16 protein-coding genes and 6 pseudogenes are annotated in these 16,725 nt (G+C 60.0%); 17 read left to right on the top strand and 5 right to left on the bottom strand.

Annotated elements, in window-relative coordinates:
- Positions 1–126: 126 nt before the first annotated feature.
- Together oscA and HDC32_RS23390 are read left to right on the top strand one after the other, a co-directional pair.
- Positions 127–309, top strand: a complete 183-nt coding sequence (gene oscA / locus HDC32_RS23395; RefSeq protein ID WP_003170956.1) for a sulfur starvation response protein OscA — start codon at positions 127–129, stop codon at positions 307–309.
- A 65-nt stretch (positions 310–374) separates the two neighbouring features.
- Positions 375–1,385: a sulfate ABC transporter substrate-binding protein gene (locus tag HDC32_RS23390; protein WP_131697009.1), complete on the top strand. Its 1,011-nt coding sequence runs from the start codon at positions 375–377 to the stop codon at positions 1,383–1,385.
- An 11-nt stretch (positions 1,386–1,396) separates the two neighbouring features.
- Here HDC32_RS23390 and HDC32_RS32525 read toward each other — a convergent pair.
- Positions 1,397–1,483 (bottom strand): annotated as a pseudogene (locus HDC32_RS32525) (outer membrane lipoprotein carrier protein LolA); the annotation flags it as partial.
- Positions 1,484–1,525: 42 nt separating this feature from the next.
- Between HDC32_RS32525 and cysT the strand changes: the two are divergent.
- From cysT to HDC32_RS23375, 3 genes are read left to right on the top strand one after another with little or no spacing between them, the layout of a single operon-like run.
- A complete protein-coding gene (gene cysT, locus HDC32_RS23385) occupies positions 1,526–2,344 on the top strand; it encodes a sulfate ABC transporter permease subunit CysT (RefSeq protein ID WP_184745635.1) in 819 nt (272 codons plus the stop codon).
- Between the two features lie 13 nt (positions 2,345–2,357).
- Positions 2,358–3,230: a sulfate ABC transporter permease subunit CysW gene (cysW, locus tag HDC32_RS23380; protein WP_131697008.1), complete on the top strand. Its 873-nt coding sequence runs from the start codon at positions 2,358–2,360 to the stop codon at positions 3,228–3,230.
- Positions 3,231–3,233: 3 nt separating this feature from the next.
- On the top strand, positions 3,234–4,214 hold the full coding sequence (locus HDC32_RS23375; protein ID WP_131697007.1) for a sulfate/molybdate ABC transporter ATP-binding protein: 981 nt from the start codon (positions 3,234–3,236) through the stop codon (positions 4,212–4,214).
- Positions 4,215–4,340: 126 nt separating this feature from the next.
- Here the strand turns inward: HDC32_RS23375 and HDC32_RS23370 are convergent, their stop codons facing one another.
- The gene (locus tag HDC32_RS23370) at positions 4,341–4,868 is read right to left on the bottom strand and encodes a DUF962 domain-containing protein (protein WP_184745633.1); all 528 of its coding nucleotides are present in this window, start codon (positions 4,866–4,868) and stop codon (positions 4,341–4,343) included.
- 83 nt (positions 4,869–4,951) lie between these two features.
- Between HDC32_RS23370 and HDC32_RS23365 the strand changes: the two genes are divergently transcribed.
- Together HDC32_RS23365 and HDC32_RS23360 are read left to right on the top strand one after the other, a co-directional pair.
- Positions 4,952–5,638 carry a Crp/Fnr family transcriptional regulator gene (locus tag HDC32_RS23365; protein ID WP_184745631.1) on the top strand — a complete coding sequence of 229 codons (687 nt, stop codon included), beginning with the start codon at positions 4,952–4,954 and terminating at the stop codon, positions 5,636–5,638.
- Positions 5,639–5,676: 38 nt separating this feature from the next.
- Entirely contained in the window at positions 5,677–6,042 is a 366-nt protein-coding gene (locus tag HDC32_RS23360; protein ID WP_131697004.1) for a response regulator, read from the top strand.
- A 127-nt stretch (positions 6,043–6,169) separates the two neighbouring features.
- On the opposite strand, the gene HDC32_RS23355 is transcribed toward HDC32_RS23360, so the two are convergent.
- On the bottom strand, positions 6,170–7,174 hold the full coding sequence (locus HDC32_RS23355; RefSeq protein WP_131697003.1) for an AraC family transcriptional regulator: 1,005 nt from the start codon (positions 7,172–7,174) through the stop codon (positions 6,170–6,172).
- 101 nt (positions 7,175–7,275) lie between these two features.
- Here HDC32_RS23355 and HDC32_RS23350 point away from each other — a divergent pair, with 101 nt between their 5' ends.
- Complete coding sequence (locus tag HDC32_RS23350; protein WP_184745629.1) at positions 7,276–8,370, top strand: fatty acid desaturase; 1,095 nt, start codon at positions 7,276–7,278, stop codon at positions 8,368–8,370.
- Here HDC32_RS23350 and HDC32_RS23345 read toward each other — a convergent pair.
- Positions 8,261–8,497: pseudogene (locus HDC32_RS23345) on the bottom strand (LysR family transcriptional regulator); the annotation flags it as partial. The gene HDC32_RS23350 and the pseudogene HDC32_RS23345 overlap by 110 nt on opposite strands.
- A gap of 148 nt (positions 8,498–8,645) precedes the next feature.
- A complete protein-coding gene (locus tag HDC32_RS23340; protein WP_167655995.1) occupies positions 8,646–9,815 on the bottom strand; it encodes a CynX/NimT family MFS transporter in 1,170 nt (389 codons plus the stop codon).
- A 108-nt stretch (positions 9,816–9,923) separates the two neighbouring features.
- Here HDC32_RS23340 and HDC32_RS23335 point away from each other — a divergent pair, with 108 nt between their 5' ends.
- The 9 genes and pseudogenes from HDC32_RS23335 to HDC32_RS32250 all read left to right on the top strand — a co-directional run.
- The gene (locus HDC32_RS23335) at positions 9,924–10,790 is read left to right on the top strand and encodes a LysR family transcriptional regulator (protein WP_184745627.1); all 867 of its coding nucleotides are present in this window, start codon (positions 9,924–9,926) and stop codon (positions 10,788–10,790) included.
- Between the two features lie 131 nt (positions 10,791–10,921).
- A pseudogene (locus HDC32_RS23330) lies at positions 10,922–11,026 on the top strand (ExbD/TolR family protein); the annotation flags it as partial.
- A gap of 321 nt (positions 11,027–11,347) precedes the next feature.
- Positions 11,348–11,929, top strand: a complete 582-nt coding sequence (locus tag HDC32_RS23325) for an alpha/beta hydrolase (RefSeq protein WP_131696999.1) — start codon at positions 11,348–11,350, stop codon at positions 11,927–11,929.
- A gap of 48 nt (positions 11,930–11,977) precedes the next feature.
- A complete protein-coding gene (locus tag HDC32_RS23320; RefSeq protein ID WP_184745625.1) occupies positions 11,978–12,898 on the top strand; it encodes a sigma 54-interacting transcriptional regulator in 921 nt (306 codons plus the stop codon).
- Positions 12,899–13,047: 149 nt separating this feature from the next.
- Complete coding sequence (locus HDC32_RS23315) at positions 13,048–13,830, top strand: MetQ/NlpA family ABC transporter substrate-binding protein (RefSeq protein ID WP_131696997.1); 783 nt, start codon at positions 13,048–13,050, stop codon at positions 13,828–13,830.
- Positions 13,831–14,112: 282 nt separating this feature from the next.
- Positions 14,113–15,471 carry a TcdA/TcdB catalytic glycosyltransferase domain-containing protein gene (locus tag HDC32_RS23310; RefSeq protein WP_184745623.1) on the top strand — a complete coding sequence of 453 codons (1,359 nt, stop codon included), beginning with the start codon at positions 14,113–14,115 and terminating at the stop codon, positions 15,469–15,471.
- A 330-nt stretch (positions 15,472–15,801) separates the two neighbouring features.
- Positions 15,802–16,107: pseudogene (locus tag HDC32_RS23305) on the top strand (ABC transporter permease subunit); the annotation flags it as partial.
- Positions 16,088–16,357, top strand: a pseudogene (locus HDC32_RS32255) (ABC transporter permease subunit); the annotation flags it as partial. The pseudogenes HDC32_RS23305 and HDC32_RS32255, both read left to right, overlap by 20 nt.
- Positions 16,340–16,591, top strand: a pseudogene (locus HDC32_RS32250) (transporter substrate-binding domain-containing protein); the annotation flags it as partial. The pseudogenes HDC32_RS32255 and HDC32_RS32250, both read left to right, overlap by 18 nt.
- Positions 16,592–16,725 lie beyond the last annotated feature (134 nt).

Below are 16,725 nucleotides of genomic sequence, written 5' to 3'. Positions count from 1 at the left end.
AATTCTTTTTGGTTATATAAACATTCTCAAATAGTCTTTTTAAGAATATCCGCGCTTATCTACTATCGCCCTACGCCGCAAGCAGTGCCGCCACTGCGAGGCACTATTCATTTCAGGAGCGAGACCATGAGCGCATCTCTACGTAGCGTCGACGGCCAGGACGAAGCAGCCATTTTGCGTGAGATCCAGAGCGCCTTGCGCGATCTGCGGTTTGGCGCGGTGGAAATCACTGTGCACAACGCCCAAGTGGTACAGATCGAACGCAAGGAAAAATTCCGTTTGCAGAACCCGGGTAACAAACCGAGCTAAGCAAGAACGGCGATAGACCCGCAACTATAAGAAAAAGCCAACACCCCAGAATTTCAGGAGCTTCTATGTCGTCGATTCGCCGTTATGCCCTGGCCGCCCTGGCCAGTGCCGTGTTTGCCGGTTCCGCGGTTGCCAAGGACTACGAGTTGCTCAACGTTTCGTACGATCCTACCCGTGAGCTGTACCAGGACTACAACGCTGAGTTCACCAACTTCTGGAAACAGTCTCACCCCGGCGACAACGTCAAGATCCAGCAATCCCACGGTGGTTCGGGCAAGCAAGGCCGGGCAGTGATCGACGGCCTGCGCGCCGACGTGGTGACCCTGGCCCTGGCCGGTGACATCGACGAAATCGCCAAGCTGGGCAAGACCCTGCCGGAGAACTGGCAGACCCGCCTGCCCGACGCCAGCACTCCATACACCTCGACCATCGTGTTCCTGGTGCGCAAGGGCAACCCTAAAGGCATCAAGGATTGGGGCGACCTGATCAAGAAAGACGTGTCGGTGATCACGCCTAACCCGAAAACCTCCGGCGGTGCGCGCTGGAACTTCCTTGCCGCCTGGGCCTACGGCCTGAAATCCGGTGGCAGCGAAGCCAAGGCCCAGGAATACGTGAAAGAGCTGTTCAAGCACGTGCCGATCCTCGACACCGGCGCGCGCGGTTCGACCATTACCTTCGTCAACAACGGTCAGGGCGACGTGTTGCTGGCCTGGGAAAACGAAGCCTTCCTGGCCCTGAAAGAAGACGGCGGCGCCGACAAGTTCGACATCGTCGTACCGTCCCTGTCGATCCTTGCGGAGCCGCCGGTGGCCGTGGTCGACAAGAACGCCGAGAAAAAGGGCAACACCGAGATCGCCACTGAATACCTCAAGCACCTGTACAGCCCGGCTGGCCAGGAGATTGCGGCGAAGAACTTCTACCGCCCACGCGATGAAAAAGTCGCCGCCAAATACGCCCAACAGTTCCCGAAACTGGACCTGGTGACTATCGACAAAGACTTCGGCGGCTGGAAAACTGCCCAACCGAAATTCTTTAACGACGGTGGCGTGTTCGACCAGATCTACACGGCGCAGTAAGCCAAAGTACCTGTAGGAGCGAGCTTGCTCGCGAAGAACTCAAGGGCACCGCGTTCATTCAGAATGCCCGCGTCATCGTTGACGATCTTCGCGAGCAAGCTCGCTCCTACAGTGGTTTCTACCTTTAACCAAGGACTCTTATGTCGCGTCGTATTTCCCCCGTCATACCCGGCTTCGGGCTGACGCTGGGCTACACCGTGGTGTACCTCAGCCTGATGGTACTCATCCCGCTGGCGGCGATGTTTGTACACGCCGCTCAACTCACCTGGGATCAGTTCTGGAACATCATCTCCGCACCCCGTGTGCTGGCGGCGTTGAAACTGAGCTTCAGCACCGCGCTGTACGCCGCCCTGATCAATGGCGTGATCGGCACGCTGCTGGCCTGGGTGCTGGTGCGCTACACCTTCCCCGGCCGCAAGATCATCGATGCGATGATCGACCTGCCGTTCGCGCTGCCCACCGCCGTGGCCGGTATTGCCCTGACGGCGCTGTACACGCCGACCGGCCTGGTGGGCCAGTTCGCCGCTGACCTGGGCTTCAAGATCGCCTACAGCCCATTGGGCATCACCCTGGCGCTGACCTTCGTGACCCTGCCGTTCGTGGTGCGCACGGTGCAGCCGGTACTCGCCGATATCCCCCGGGAAATCGAAGAAGCCGCCGCCTGCCTGGGCGCCAAGCCGTTGCAGGTGTTCCGCTACATCCTCGTCCCCGCGCTGCTGCCCGCCTGGCTGACCGGCTTCGCCCTGGCGTTCGCCCGTGGCGTCGGTGAGTACGGCTCGGTGATTTTCATCGCCGGCAACATGCCGATGAAAACCGAGATCCTGCCGCTGCTGATCATGGTCAAGCTCGACCAGTACGACTACCGCGGCGCCACCTCCATTGGCGTGCTGATGCTGGTGGTTTCCTTTGTCCTGCTGCTGCTGATCAACTTGTTGCAGCGGCGCATCGAACGTCCATAAGGAGGCGCGGAACATGTCCCAATCGTCTATTTCCGCGGCATCCTCGGCCAACGCAGCCCGCCGTGGCAGCGCTGTTTCCCGGCGCATTCTGATCAGCCTGGGGTGGCTGGTGTTCTTCCTGTTCCTGCTGCTGCCGCTGTTTATCGTGGTGTCTCAGGGCTTGAAGAACGGCCTCGGTACGTTTTTCACCGCGATCCTTGAACCGGACGCGTTGTCCGCACTGAAACTCACGGTGATCGCCGTGCTGATTTCGGTGCCACTCAACCTGGTGTTCGGCGTCAGCGCCGCCTGGTGCGTGAGCAAGTACTCGTTCCGTGGCAAGAGCATCCTGGTGACGCTGATCGACCTGCCGTTCTCGGTCTCTCCGGTGATCGCAGGCCTGGTCTACGTGCTGATGTTCGGCGCCCAGGGCTTGTTCGGCCCATGGCTGCAGGAGCACGACATCCAGATCGTGTTCGCCCTGCCCGGCATCGTGTTGGCGACCATCTTCGTCACCGTGCCATTCGTCGCCCGTGAACTGATCCCGCTGATGCAGGAGCAGGGCACCCAGGAAGAAGAGGCCGCGCGCCTGCTCGGAGCCAATGGCTGGCAGATGTTCTGGCATGTCACCGTGCCGAACATCAAATGGGGCCTGATCTACGGCGTGGTGCTGTGTACCGCACGGGCCATGGGTGAGTTCGGCGCGGTGTCGGTGGTGTCCGGCCACATTCGCGGCGTGACCAACACCTTGCCGCTGCACGTCGAGATTCTCTACAACGAATACAACCACGTTGCCGCCTTTGCGGTGGCGAGTCTGCTGCTGATCCTGGCGCTCTTCATCCTGCTGCTCAAGCAGTGGAGCGAGAACCGTATTAATCGCCTGCGCGCCGCTGCGGCTGAGGAATAAGTCATGTCGATCGAAGTCCGTAATGTCAGCAAGAACTTCAACGCCTTCAAGGCCCTGGACAGCATCAACCTGGATATCCAGAGTGGCGAGCTGGTGGCCTTGCTTGGGCCTTCCGGCTGCGGCAAGACCACCTTGCTGCGCATCATCGCCGGCCTGGAAACCCCGGATGACGGCAGCATCGTGTTCCACGGTGAAGACGTCTCCGGCCACGACGTGCGCGATCGCAACGTCGGTTTTGTGTTCCAGCACTACGCGCTGTTTCGCCACATGACCGTGTTCGACAACGTCGCCTTCGGCCTGCGCATGAAACCGAAAAAACAGCGCCCGAGCGAAAGCCAGATTGCGGCCAAGGTTCACGAACTGCTGAACATGGTGCAACTGGACTGGCTGGCCGACCGTTACCCGGAACAACTCTCCGGTGGCCAGCGCCAGCGTATCGCCCTGGCCCGCGCCCTGGCGGTGGAGCCGAAAGTGCTGCTGCTGGACGAACCTTTCGGCGCCCTCGACGCCAAGGTGCGTAAAGAACTGCGCCGCTGGCTGGCGCGCCTGCACGAAGACATCAACCTGACGTCGGTGTTCGTGACCCACGACCAGGAAGAGGCCATGGAAGTCGCCGACCGCATCGTGGTGATGAACAAGGGCGTGATCGAGCAGATCGGCTCACCGGGCGACGTCTACGAAAATCCGGCCAGCGATTTCGTCTACCACTTCCTCGGCGACTCCAACCGCCTGCACCTGGGTGAAGACAAGCACGTGCTGTTCCGCCCCCACGAAGTGTCGCTGTCGCGCCATGAGCTGGAAGACCACCACGCGGCTGAAGTGCGTGATATCCGCCCGTTGGGCGCGACCACACGGGTAACATTGAAGGTCGAAGGCCAGACAGACCTGATCGAAGCCGAAGTGGTGAAAGACCACGACAGCCTGACCGGTTTGGCTCGCGGCGAGACCTTGTTCTTCAAACCCAAGGTCTGGCAGAAAGCCTGAGCCCCAAACAGAAATCCCAATGTGAAACAGGTTCAATGTGGGAGGGGGCTTGCTCCCGATAGCGGTGTTTCAGCCAGCTTATCTGCTGCTGACCCACTGCAATCGGGAGCAAGCCCCCTCCCACATTCAGATCTGTCTCGGCTTCAGATCGCGGCGAACCACCGGTCCCGAGCGCTCCTCAATCTGTTGCTTGAGGCCCTGGCGCAACCCCAGCAAAAACGCCACTTCCGCCACCACAAACAACGGCCCCACAATCAGCCCGGATACGTCATCCACAAACGCGGGCTTCTTGCCTTCGTAGTAATGCCCGACAAACTGAATCACCCAACCCACCACAAACAGGCCGACGCCGCTGCTGAGCCACACCATCGTGCTCTGCGCCGCCAACGCATGCCCGGCCCATACCGACAAGCCCATCAACACCGTCATCAGCACCCCCAGGGCCAGTTCAAGCCGCAGGTAAAACCACGCCGAAAACAGCGCGACGATCACCGCCGGGGAAAGCCACAGTCCGCCCATCGCCCATTCGGGGCGTGACAGCAGCACGGCCACCGCGACCACAATCATCGGGATGCCAATGAAGTGGCTGGCGATATTGCGCGGGTCGCGGTGGTAGGCGGCGTATTGACTGAGGTGGTCGACGAGGCTTTTCATTGTTGTTCCTCCTGTAGGATGTTTGATCATGCCCTGTCAGCCTGGGACTAACTGTCAGCTGGGCGACAATCTTCGGAGTTCTCATGGATGCGACGCAATGGCACTCCCGGTTGGCCGTCGGTCACTGGTTCAGTCACCTGCCCGTACCTTTCCAGCATAGTCTGCTGGCCCATGCGCGGCTGCGGCAGCTGACGGCGGGACAGTACCTGTTCAAGCGCGGCGACCCGCCCTGTGGCTTGTATGCGGTGCTCGACGGCACCCTGCGTGTCAGTGCGGTGAATGAGCACGGCAAGGAAGCGCTGTTGAGCCTGGTGGGGGCGCCCTACTGGTTCGGCGAGATCTGCCTGTTCGACGGCTTGCCGCGCACCCATGACGCCTGCGCCACGGGGCCGTGCACGCTGGTGCAGGTGCCGCAGCAGGCGCTGTTGAAGATTCTTGATGAATCCCCTCGGTACTGGCGCGACCTGGCGTTGCTGATGAGCCAGAAGCTGCGCCTGAGTTTTATTGGCCTCGAACAGCTCAGCCTGATGCCCGCCTCGGTTCGCCTGGCCCATCGACTGTTGATGATCGTTGAGGGTTACGGCGACATGGAACCGTCAAAGCGCGTGCTGCAACTGCCCCAGGAAGACCTGGCGGCGATGCTGAGCCTGTCGCGCCAGACCACCAATGCCTTGCTCAAGGACCTGCAAGCCCAGGGCATCGTGCGCCTGGGCTACGGCGAGATCGAAATCCTCGATGCACAGCGGCTACGAGAGGCGGCGCACACCTGAGGGTGTTAGCCTGCAAACCTGATCAATCGAGGTGTGTTATGCGTGTCCTGTTAGTGGAACATGAATCCGAAGAGGCGCAGCGGATGGCCCAGGGCTTGAACGAGGCCGGTTACACCGTGGAAGTTGCGGCCAACGGCATGGCGGCGCAGCGCTTTGTCGAAAGCGCCGAGTACGACCTGGTGATCCTGGATGTGATGCTGCCAGGCCTGAATGCCTGGAAGCTGCAGCAGGCGATCCGACAGAAGGGCGAAACGCCGGTGTTGTTCCTGACCACGCCGGGCGGGATTGAGGATCGCCTGCGCGGCTTGGAGCTGCATGAGGATGATTACCTGCTCAAGCCGTTTGAGGCCAAGGGGTTGGTGATGCGGGTGAAGAAACTGTTGCGGCGCGATCGGGGTCGCTGATTGATCCCGTCACTGTAGTGCCTGAAAGATTGCCATCGGGAGCAAGCCCCCTCCCACAGGAGAACGCATTTCAAATGTGGGAGGGGGCTTGCTCCCGATGAGGCCTTCAGCCTCCCCACAAATCCCCCTACCGCAACCCATCCCGAAACTGCCCCGGCGTCATCCCCGTCCAGCGCTTGAACGCCCGGTTAAAGCTGCTGGTATCAGCAAACCCCAACAGGTGACTGATCTCCGCCAACGAGCACTGTGGATCACGCAGATGCAACAACGCCAGATTCTCCCGGCACTCATTGAGCAGCGCATCAAAACGACACCCCTCATCCGCCAGATGCCGCTGCAAACTGCGCAAACTCAAGTGCAGTGCCTGGGCAATCCGCTCGGCACTCGGCTCGCCATCGGGCAGTTGCGCCTCGATGGCCGCGCGCACCTTGCGTTCCCAGGTCAGCGGTTGCAGTTGGGCCAGGGTGCGTTTGAGCACGGTTTCGTTGTGTTCGGCCAGTTCCGGGTTGGCGTCGTCCAGGTGGCTGTCGAAATCGCTGGCGGCGAATTCAAGGCGGTCTTCCTCGGCGCCAAAAAACACCGGTGCGCGGAACACCGTGTGCCAGGGCTTGGGGTCGGCAGGTTGCGGGCGCCGTAGGTAAACCGCCAACGGCGCATAGTCGCGGCCCAGGCGGTTGCGGCACGTGCGCACATAGATCGCGGCAAACGCATCGATGGCTTCCAGCGCCGGTGCCGGGCTGCCCGGCGGTTGCAGCAGGCGAAAGCGGTAGCGCTCGCCATCGCCGCTGAGTTCCAGGGTCAGGGCATCGCTGACCACCTGGTGATACCGCACGATGCGCTCGAACACCTCGCGCAGGCTGCCGCTCGCCACCAACGCATAACCCAACGCATGAAAGGTGGTCGGGCTGACAAACCGCGACACCCGCAACCCGATTGCCGGATCGCCGCTGGCCTGCACCGCCAGTTCCCACAAACGCGTGGTGGCCGACAGCGGGTAACGCGCGTTGGGGTCGTCCATCTGCTGCGGATCGAGCCCGGCCTGGGCGCACAGCGCGGCGCTGTCGAGGCCCAGGGCATCGAGCTGCTTGCGCAGGGCGCGGGTCCAGCTGGCGAGGGAAGTCGGTTCGGTCATGGCGATTGGCGCTTGCGGTCAACAGGTTGGCGTGTGGGGCTAGCGTCCTGCAAGAAGCCCTGGTGCAGGATGTAACCATCAATGAATAAGAGGATGGGAGCATGGACGGTACTTCTGCAAGTCCCCAGCAGATGAACGCGCAACAGCGTTCGGCGCATATCCGCGAGGTGGTGCTCGCCGAAGGCGTGCGCTTGCGTCGCCGGCACCCGTGGTTGCAGCATCAGGACGCCTTGGGCGCGGGCATCCTGGCCTTTGCCTTGCTGGGCATGATCGGCTCGGCGGCGCTCTATATCAGCGGTCACATGGCCTGGTGGGCCTGCCTGCTGCTCAATGCGTTCCTCGCCTCACTGACTCACGAGCTGGAACACGACCTGATCCACAGCATGTACTTTCGCAAAAAGCGCGTGCCGCACAACCTGATGATGGGCCTGGTGTGGCTGGCGCGACCGAGCACCATCAACCCGTGGATCCGTCGCCACCTGCACCTCAATCACCACAAGGTCTCCGGCACCGAGACCGATATGGAGGAACGTGCGATCACCAACGGCGAGCCCTGGGGCTTGGCGCGGTTGCTGATGGTGGGCGATAACGTGATGTCGGCGTTTATCCGCATGCTTCGCGCCAAGACCTGGGGCCACAAACTCAAGATCCTCAAGCGCTCGCTGCTGGTCTACGCACCGCTGGCGCTGCTGCATTGGGGCGCGTGGTACATCTTCCTCGGTTTCCATGCCGCCAACGGCATCGCCAGCCTGCTGGGCACGCCGATCGACTGGTCCACCGGCACCTTGCAGATGATGCAGGTGATCGACATCGCCGCCGTGGTGATCATCGGCCCCAACGTGCTGCGCACCTTTTGCCTGCACTTTGTCAGCTCCAACATGCACTACTACGGCGATGTGGAACTGGGCAATGTGATCCAGCAAACCCAGGTGCTGAATCCGTGGTGGCTATGGCCGTTGCAGGCGTTCTGCTTCAACTTCGGCAGCACCCACGGGATTCACCATTTTGTGGTGAAGGAGCCGTTCTACATCCGCCAGATGACGGCCAAGGTGGCGCATAAGGTCATGGCCGAGATGGGCGTGCGCTTCAATGATTTCGGTACGTTTTCGCGGGCCAATCGGCTTGGCTTTCCACCGCCAGCAGCGTCTCGATCAACGCTTTCGCCGCAGGCGACAAGCGCACCCCAGCGCGGCTGATCACACCACAGCGGTTGTTCAAGCTGTCGAGGGCGTGGGGCAGGTTGCGCCAGTGCAGCACCTGCAACTCGCCCCGGGCGAATGCCTCGACGAAGGCTTCTTCAGCCCCCAGTCCGATGGCGTCCGCCGCGCGCACGAAGCTGCGGTGTTCGTTGTAGCGCAGTTGGCGAAGGTCCATGGTGTGCCCGGCATCCTGTGGGAGAACCGGGATTTTAAGAGGGTTACTTATTCCGTCAACGAAGCATTGTTGGTTTATGTAGATCTTAAATGCATATCTATAGAGCAGGCGCAGTCCGGTACGTGGCCGGGCTGAACACTCGCGTCACCACCAGCATCGCCACCGCCGTGACCGTCAGCACCACCCAGGCGCTGACAAAGTTGCCGGTCAGCTCGCGCAGCCAGCCGGTCATCCACGGCGACACCGCGTTGATCAAGAAACCCACGCCTTGCACAAAGGCCGCCAGTTGCCCTGCTTGGCGTGGGTCGCGGTGGTGGTCGAGGGTCAGCAGCAGGCTCAAGGCGAAACACGCGCCCAAGCCGAAGCCACACAACGCCACCCATAGGTGCGCAGACGCCTGCGGCGCGACGATCAGGCCGAGGTAACCCACGGTCTGGGCCAGAAGGGCAATGCCCAGCAGCGGCCGACGGTCGATACCGCGTTGCGCCAGCACCGGCATCAACAGCGCGGCGATCACCTGGAAAATAGTCATGAACGCCAGCAGCGAACCACTGGGCAACACACCCCAGCCCAGTTGCTGATAGTAAGCCGGCAGCCACGCCACCAAGCTCATGTAGCCGCAATTGACCAGGCCGAAATACAGCGCCAGCAACCAGGCGCGGCGATTGCGCAGGTCCTTGAAGGCCGGCACCACCTGTGGATTTCTGGCCGCGCCCAGGGGCAGCCAGGCCCACAGCAGCAAGGCGCCCAGCGCCGGCAGCAGCCACACCCCCAACCCCGCCTGCCACTCCTGGAAATGCGTGGCCACCAGCGGGCTGAGCAGCGCTGCCAGCCCGCCGCCGGCCATCAGCGAGGCTGAGTACACACCCATCGCCACCGGCACGCGATGACGGAATTCGCGCTTGATCATCGCCGGCACCAAGGCCTGGATCAGCGCCACCCCCGCGCCGCCGAGCAGCGCCGTGACCAGCAGCGCCGACGCCTGGCCCATCAACCAGCGTGCCAGGCACGCCAGCAGGATCATCATCAAGCCCAGGGCGACGCCGCGCCGCTCGCCCAGACGGGCTTCCACGCGCACGCCCACCAGCGCCACCAACCCCATGCACACCACCGGCAGGCTGGTCAGCAGGGCGCTGCTCTGGAAACTCAGGCCGGTGGCTTGGCGAATCTCGCCGAGCAACGGGCTGATGGAACTGAGGATCGGCCGCAGGTTCAGGCCGAGCACCACCAGCAGGCCCCAGCCGGCGAGGGATTTATTCAGGGTCATGCAACGCTCTTGCAGTCGGTAAATGAGGCGTGAGTATGGTCAGCGCCAAAGGTATTCTGAAATTAAATATAACCATGACAATCAGTGGCTAATGGAATGGTGACGCCCATGTTCGATCCCGTGTTGTTGCGCAGTTTTGTCGCTGTGGTGGACTGCGGCAATTTCACCCGCGCCGCCGAGCGCCTGCACTTGACCCAGTCCACCGTGAGCCAGCAGATCCGCCGCCTGGAAGAGGCGGTGGCGTGCCAGTTGCTGGACCGCGACCAGCGCCGCGTGGTCGCCACCGCTGAGGGCGAGCGCTTACTGGCCTATGCGCGGCGCATCCTCGCGCTGCATGAAGAAGCCGCCGATGTGTTGATCAACCAACAGAGCGACGGCGTGTTGCGCCTCGGCGTACCGGAAGACTTTGCCGCCGAGCGCCTGATGCCGTTGCTGTCGGCGTATGTGCTGGCGTATCCACGGGTGCGGCTGGAGGTCACCAGCGGCCTCGGCCCCGAGTTGCAGCGCCAATACCGCAGCGGCGAGTTCGATGTGTTGCTGGTCAAGCAGATGGGTGACAGCGCCGACTGCCTGGCTTCATGGCCCGAGCCACTGTGCTGGGTCGACAGTCGCAACACGCCGTGCCTGGGCCGTGATCCGTTGCCGTTGGTGGCCTTTCCGGTGGGCGGCCTGTACCGCAATGAAATGCTGCAACACCTGGAAGTGGACGGCTGGCGCTGGCGTATCGGGTATTCCAGCGCGAGCCTGGCCAGCGTGTGTTCGGCGGTGGCGGCGGGATTGGGTGTGAGTCTGTTGCCGCGACGGGTAGTGCAGCCAGGACATGTGGAACTGGGGCCGGACAGTGGTTTGCCCGTGGTGCAAGGCGTGCGTCTGGCGTTGTATGCCCGTCATGGCCTGAGTGCCGCAGGGCAGTGCTTACAGGCTGAACTGTTCGATTTGTGCGCAAACAGCTCCGTTGAGCCATGCCTTAACTGAATATTTTGTATGCCTGAAAAGCATCAAAAAAAACCACCTCGGCGCCAAGCACCGAGTGGTGAATTGGTCGACCTTGGGCGGCCGCACCGCGCGCCGTTGGGGCAATTGCGAACGCAGCAAACCCCGAAGCGCTTTTGCAAGCTGACGATGGAGTGAACTACGGCGAAGTGGCGCGAGCCATGGCGTCTATCGAGCGCGCGGGCATTACCAAGCTGTCGGTGATTACCGCACGTTAGTGGCAAAAGCCTCGACAAGTTTTTGGCCGTCTCCTTGGCAGGGTGCGGCCTTTTTTTGCCTGGAATTCAAGCAACGCCGCCAATTCCCAATGTGGAATGTGGAATGTGGAATGTGGGAGGGGGCTTGCTCCCGATGGCGGAGTGTCAGTTGGCCTGTTTGTCAGCTGACCCACCGCCATCGGGAGCAAGCCCCCTCCCACATTTGAACCTCATGCAGGTTTGAGTTTTTGGTTATTAATAAATAGCTTCTTATTCCTTAACGAATATAACCCTCGTCCCTATACTGTCCTGCAACGTTAAACGCTGCAGGAGGGCACACCCATGCACAGCGAGTCGATTCGTTATCTGATCGTGCCGGGCTGGCAAGGATCGCCAGAAGATCATTGGCAAACTCATTGGCAGAACAGCCTGCCCAACAGCGCGCGCGTGGAGCAGGCCGATTGGCTGACGCCGCGCCGCGAAGATTGGGTGGCTGCGCTGGCCGAGGCGATCGCCGCCGACAGCACCCCGGTGATTCTGATCGCCCATAGCCTGGGCTGCATCACCGTGGCCCATTGGGCTGCCACCGCACCCGTGCAGTTCCTGCGGCAGGTGCGCGGTGCTTTGCTGGTAGCTCCGGCGGACGTCGAGCGTCCGGCGTGCTCGCCCGCCCTGCGCAACTTCGCACCGATCCCGACCGACCTGTTGCCGTTTCCCAGCCAGGTGGTCAGTTCCGATAACGACAGCGCCGTCAGTGCCCCCCGGGCCTTGGAGCTGGCGCGTCACTGGGGCGCCGAAGCCGGCATCCTGTCCGGGGCCGGGCATATCAATGTGAAGTCCGGTCACCAGCGCTGGGAGCAGGGGTTCGCCTACCTGTATCGCCTGCAAAGCCGCCTCGAGCATCACGCCCGGCGCACCGCCTGATATTTTTCAACGCCCCGTCCCTGAGTGGATTTGGGGCGGGAGCTTGCCATGAGTCTGCATGAAACCTTCGGTCAGCCGCTGCTGACCTTCCCCGACGCCGAAAAAAGCCCGCTGAGCATTCGTGCCAAGGCGCTGGTGTTTGTCGACCCTCGCTCGCGCAAGCTGCGCGAAGACCTGGAAAGCCTCGCCCCCCGCGCTTTGCCGGTGTTGATACGCGGCGAAACCGGCAGCGGTAAAGAACTGTTGGCACGGCATATCCACCGGGGCAGCGACCGCTCCGGTTTGTTTGTCTCGGTCAATTGCGGCGCCATCAGCCCAACCTACGCCGACGCCGAGTTGTTCGGCTATGCCGCCGGCGCCCACAGTGGCTCGGCCAGCAGCCGGGCCGGGTGGTTTGGCTCGGCGAATGGCGGCACCTTGTACCTGGATGAGATCGGCGACCTGCCGCTGCCGATCCAGGTGAAACTGCTGGCGGCCCTGGAAAACCATGAAGTCACCCGCGTTGGCGCCCACCAGCCGAGCCCGGTGGACGTGCGCCTGGTGGCCGCCACCAGCATCGACCTGGCCCAGGCCGTGGCCGCCGGCAAGTTTCATGAGCGGCTGTTCCATTACCTCAGCGAGGGCCAGTTGGACCTGCCGGCGTTGCGTGAGCGGGTGGGCGATATCCTGTCGTTGGCCGAATACTTTCTGGGTATCTACAGTCAGCGCCTGGAGCTGCCGGTGCCGTTGATCAGCGACGCCGCCCAGCGCGTACTGGAACACCACAGCTGGCCGGGTAATACCCGCGAGCTGGAGAACGTCATTCACTTCGCCTTGCTGGTGAGCAGCGGCGACGAAATTCTGCCCGAGCATCTGAACCTGCCAGTGGCAGGGTCGCCTTTGGAGCAAGTACAGCGCATCTTCGCCAATGCCAGCCTGGCTGAGCGGGAAACCTTGCGCAGCTTTCTACGTGAACAAGCCTCTACATGAGCAAAATGGAATATCAACGTGAATAAAAGATATTGTTCGGGAATAAAAAATATAGGTATTGTCCCTCCCACGCCGCGATAGCACTTCGCTGGCACACCACATAAAAAACGGTCGTCAGAGACGCCCCGGAATTTCGATAAGGACACTGCATGAAAAAGGTTCTGTTGTTTACCGCACTGGCGGCTGCCCTGACTGCAAGCTTCGCCCAGGCCAACGAGAAACTGGTGGTTGCCGCGACCCCGGTCCCGCACGCCGAGATCCTCGAACTGGTCAAGCCAGCCTTGAAAAAAGAAGGCGTGGACCTGGAAATCAAAGTCTTCACCGACTACGTCCAGCCAAACGTACAGGTTGCCGAGAAGCGCCTGGACGCCAATTACTTCCAGACCCTGCCGTACCTGGAAAACTTCAACAAGGGCAAGGGCACCAACCTGGTCACCGTGGTTGGCGTGCACGTTGAACCCTTCGGCGGTTACTCGAAAAAGATCAAGAATATTTCCGAGCTCAAGGATGGCGCCACCGTGGCCATCCCGAACGAAGGCTCCAACAGCGGCCGCGCCCTGTTGCTGCTGCAGAAAGCCGGTGTGATTACCCTGAAAGACCCGACCAACGCCCTGGCCACGCCGAAAGACATCGCCAGCAACCCGAAGAACCTCAAGTTCAAAGAGCTGGAGTCGGCCCTGCTGCCACGTGTGCTGGACCAGGTTGACCTGGACTTGATCAACACCAACTACGCGCTGGAAGCGGGTCTGAACCCGGCCAAGGACGCGCTGATCATCGAAAGTGCCGACTCGCCGTACGTGAACTTCCTGGTGGCTCGTCCGGACAACAAGGACAGCGACGCTATCCAGAAACTGTCCAAGGCCCTGACCAGCCCGGAAGTCAAAGCCTTCATCGAGAAGAAGTACAACGGTGCAGTCGTGCCCGCGTTCTGATGTAAGCCAAAACCCCCTTCAAGGTTTCAACGCCGACGGCTACTACAGCGTCGGCGTTTTTTATGTGTGTTCTGTAGCACCTGCATATAAGTGGCTGATTGGTTTGAAGGAGGGCTTTGGTTCAACGATTTTCAAGAGAAGCTTGTATCTAAGTGTTATTAAAACGATTTTACATTTTACATTTTGTTTTGTTGGATTTGTAGGGTCAAGATTGCGTTCGCTGTAGGAGTCATTGCATGGAGGCGTCAGCTGAATTATTAAATTTTGGAGGCCGGCATTATTATGCCAAGTTCAATTTCCCCTAATCGCATGCCAACTACCTTCCTGGCTTCAACTCAAGGCGCTGAGCAGCCTCAAGGCGCCAAGAGTTTCGAGAGCACCTATCCAAAAAGTCAGTTCAGGCAAATTCCCAATAATATCCACATGGTGTGGGTAGGTTCTAAGCCAGGTGAAAAACAGGACGAGTATCTTCGCCAGTGGGCAACAAAAAACCCCAATCATAAAGTTATGCTGTGGGTAGACTCTACCCAGTTCGATGCCTATGCCACTAATAAAGCGGCTCAGGCAAAAGCGGAGAGTATTTATCCTGGTTATCAAGCTGAACGACCCATTCGAGGGTTGTTCAGTCAACTTAAAGCAACAATTAATAGTGCTGGACTGCACCCGCGCAACAAGGCAGAACAGACACAGGTGTTGACGGAGTTAAATAAGGAATTGTCTTCTTCAGCTAACAAGGCCCTGAAGGCTTCGCTGTTAACCAGTGGAGAAAAAATCACCCCCGAAAACGCTCCGCAGGTACTCCACGCCTTTGAACGTCATGCCTCACGTACCGACGATAAGTTCTTCCAGGCAGAAGCCGTTATCCTGGACCAGACCACCAAGTCATGGGACCGCTATGCCAGCAACCCTCCCCGGGACACGGCTGCCTTGGACGCTGTTAAGGCACGATTTGGTGATCTAAAAAACGTGCAGATACGTGACTTGAGCAATCCTTCTGATATCAGCCTGCAAAATAAGGATGTTTACCAGCATGAAATAATGGGCCGCAATGGGGGGTATGCGGCAGCCTCCGACGTTGTCAGGTATGAAATTGTCAATCAATACGCTGGCACTTATACAGACATCGATCTGGAGAGTATGCGCCCGCTTGATAAAGCGCTGAACGCCCACCCTGACCTGATGCTGGTCGGCATGGCTGAAGGCAAAAGTGACGCCAAGGGCAGTTCCACGCCATATTTCGCGAACGCTTTGTTTTCCAGCCATTCCCAGAGTGCAATGCTGTCCAGCCTGATTGACGATATCGGGAACAAATACCGTTCCATGAAAGGCAATGAGTACGCCGGTGACCGTTACTTTAGCCGTCCAAATAAAAGCACTATCGAAACCACGGGACCCAATGCCTTGCGCGGGCACGTCGACCGGGTGATACAGGAAGCCAAAGGGCGGCCGGATCTTATACGTAACGACGCCGGCTCACTGGCCGAACGTATATGGGACAAGCCAACGCCACAGAATGAGGAATACTGGAAACTCGTGGATTCCCATTTCAAATTCCCAGACAACTACGTCAATTTTGAGACGGAAGAGCAGCAAAACAGTGCCACAAAAGCAATGGCAGGTGGTGGCAACCCACCGCCGTAATTAAACAAAGCTGAAGTCGTTGAGAAGTCTCTTTTGCGAGCGAGGCTTCTCTCGTTTCAACGCGCTCGGCTATCTATTGCCCTGCGCAACGCCAGCAACCACTTCACCAGTTCCTGCGGATCAATCGGTTTCGCTTTATCCATTGCTCATCCTTCGTTTCAGTTTTCCTTCGACCCAAACACCATAGCTGCCACCTGCGCAACCCGCTAATCCGGGGGTTATCTTTTTGGGTGATATCAATATGCTGTTTCGGTATTTAAATTTTACTTTTTATACTTTTAAAGTTCGCGCTACCCGGCGTTACCCACGCCGGATCGGACGGCGCTCGCCGCATTACCCTGCGCTGCCTACCTCACCGAAGTGCTGCGCGCCGGTGTGGAAGCGGTGCCGCTGGCGCAGATCGAGTTGGGCAAGTCCATCGGCCTGTCGGACTGGCAACTGCTGCGCCATGTGATCCTGCCCCAGGCCGGCATCCTCAGCCTGCCGGCGTTGTTCGCCAATTTCATCTTCCTGCTCAAGGAGACCACTGTGGTCTCTGCCGTGCTGACGCTGATTTGTGTGCTGTTGTTCTTGCCGCTGTCGCTGCTGCTCAGCCGCCTGGAAAGGAGGCTCCAGCATGGCCAGTTCGGGTCTTGAGTTGTTGTGGGTGTCGTTGCCGCAATTGGGCAAGGGCGCTGCGCAGACGTTGTCGATTTCGTTGTTGAGCATCGCCTTCAGTACGGTCGGCGGCGTGTTGTATGGCGTGCTGCGCAGGCTGATCAACGCAGTGCTGCGGGTTTACCTGGAGCTGTTCCGGGCGATTCCGGTGCTGGTGTGGTTGTACCTGCTGTTCTTTGGCCTGAGCATCCCCAGCTTCTGGTATGCGGTGCTGATCGTCGGTGTGTTTACCGACAAGCCGCCGTTTGGCTTCGTCAACGAAGCGGGCCGCTATGTCGGTTTCGATACCGACATCGGCCGCCAATTCGCCAAGGACCTGCTGGGCGATGAGAACAAAGTCGAATTTGTCGCCGTCGAGCTGGCCAGCCGTATTCCGTTCCTGCAAAGCGACAAGGTTGACCTGATCCTCGCCAACATGACCGTGACGCCCGAGCGCAAGGAGCTGAGCGATGACACCAAGCCTGAGAGCGTGATCGTTGAAGGCGGGAAGTGGCAGGGCTAGTTCTGCGCTGACTGTTATGCCGCTATCGGGAGCAAGCTCCCTCCCACATTTGAATGTATTCACACGTCAACATGTGCGAGAGGACTTGCCCCCGA

The sequence above is a fragment of the Pseudomonas sp. JAI120 genome (assembly GCF_014207255.1).
Lineage (GTDB): Bacteria > Pseudomonadota > Gammaproteobacteria > Pseudomonadales > Pseudomonadaceae > Aquipseudomonas.
The sequence above is the reverse complement of the archived record's forward strand: the minus strand, read 5'-3'. Positions and strand labels throughout refer to the sequence as shown.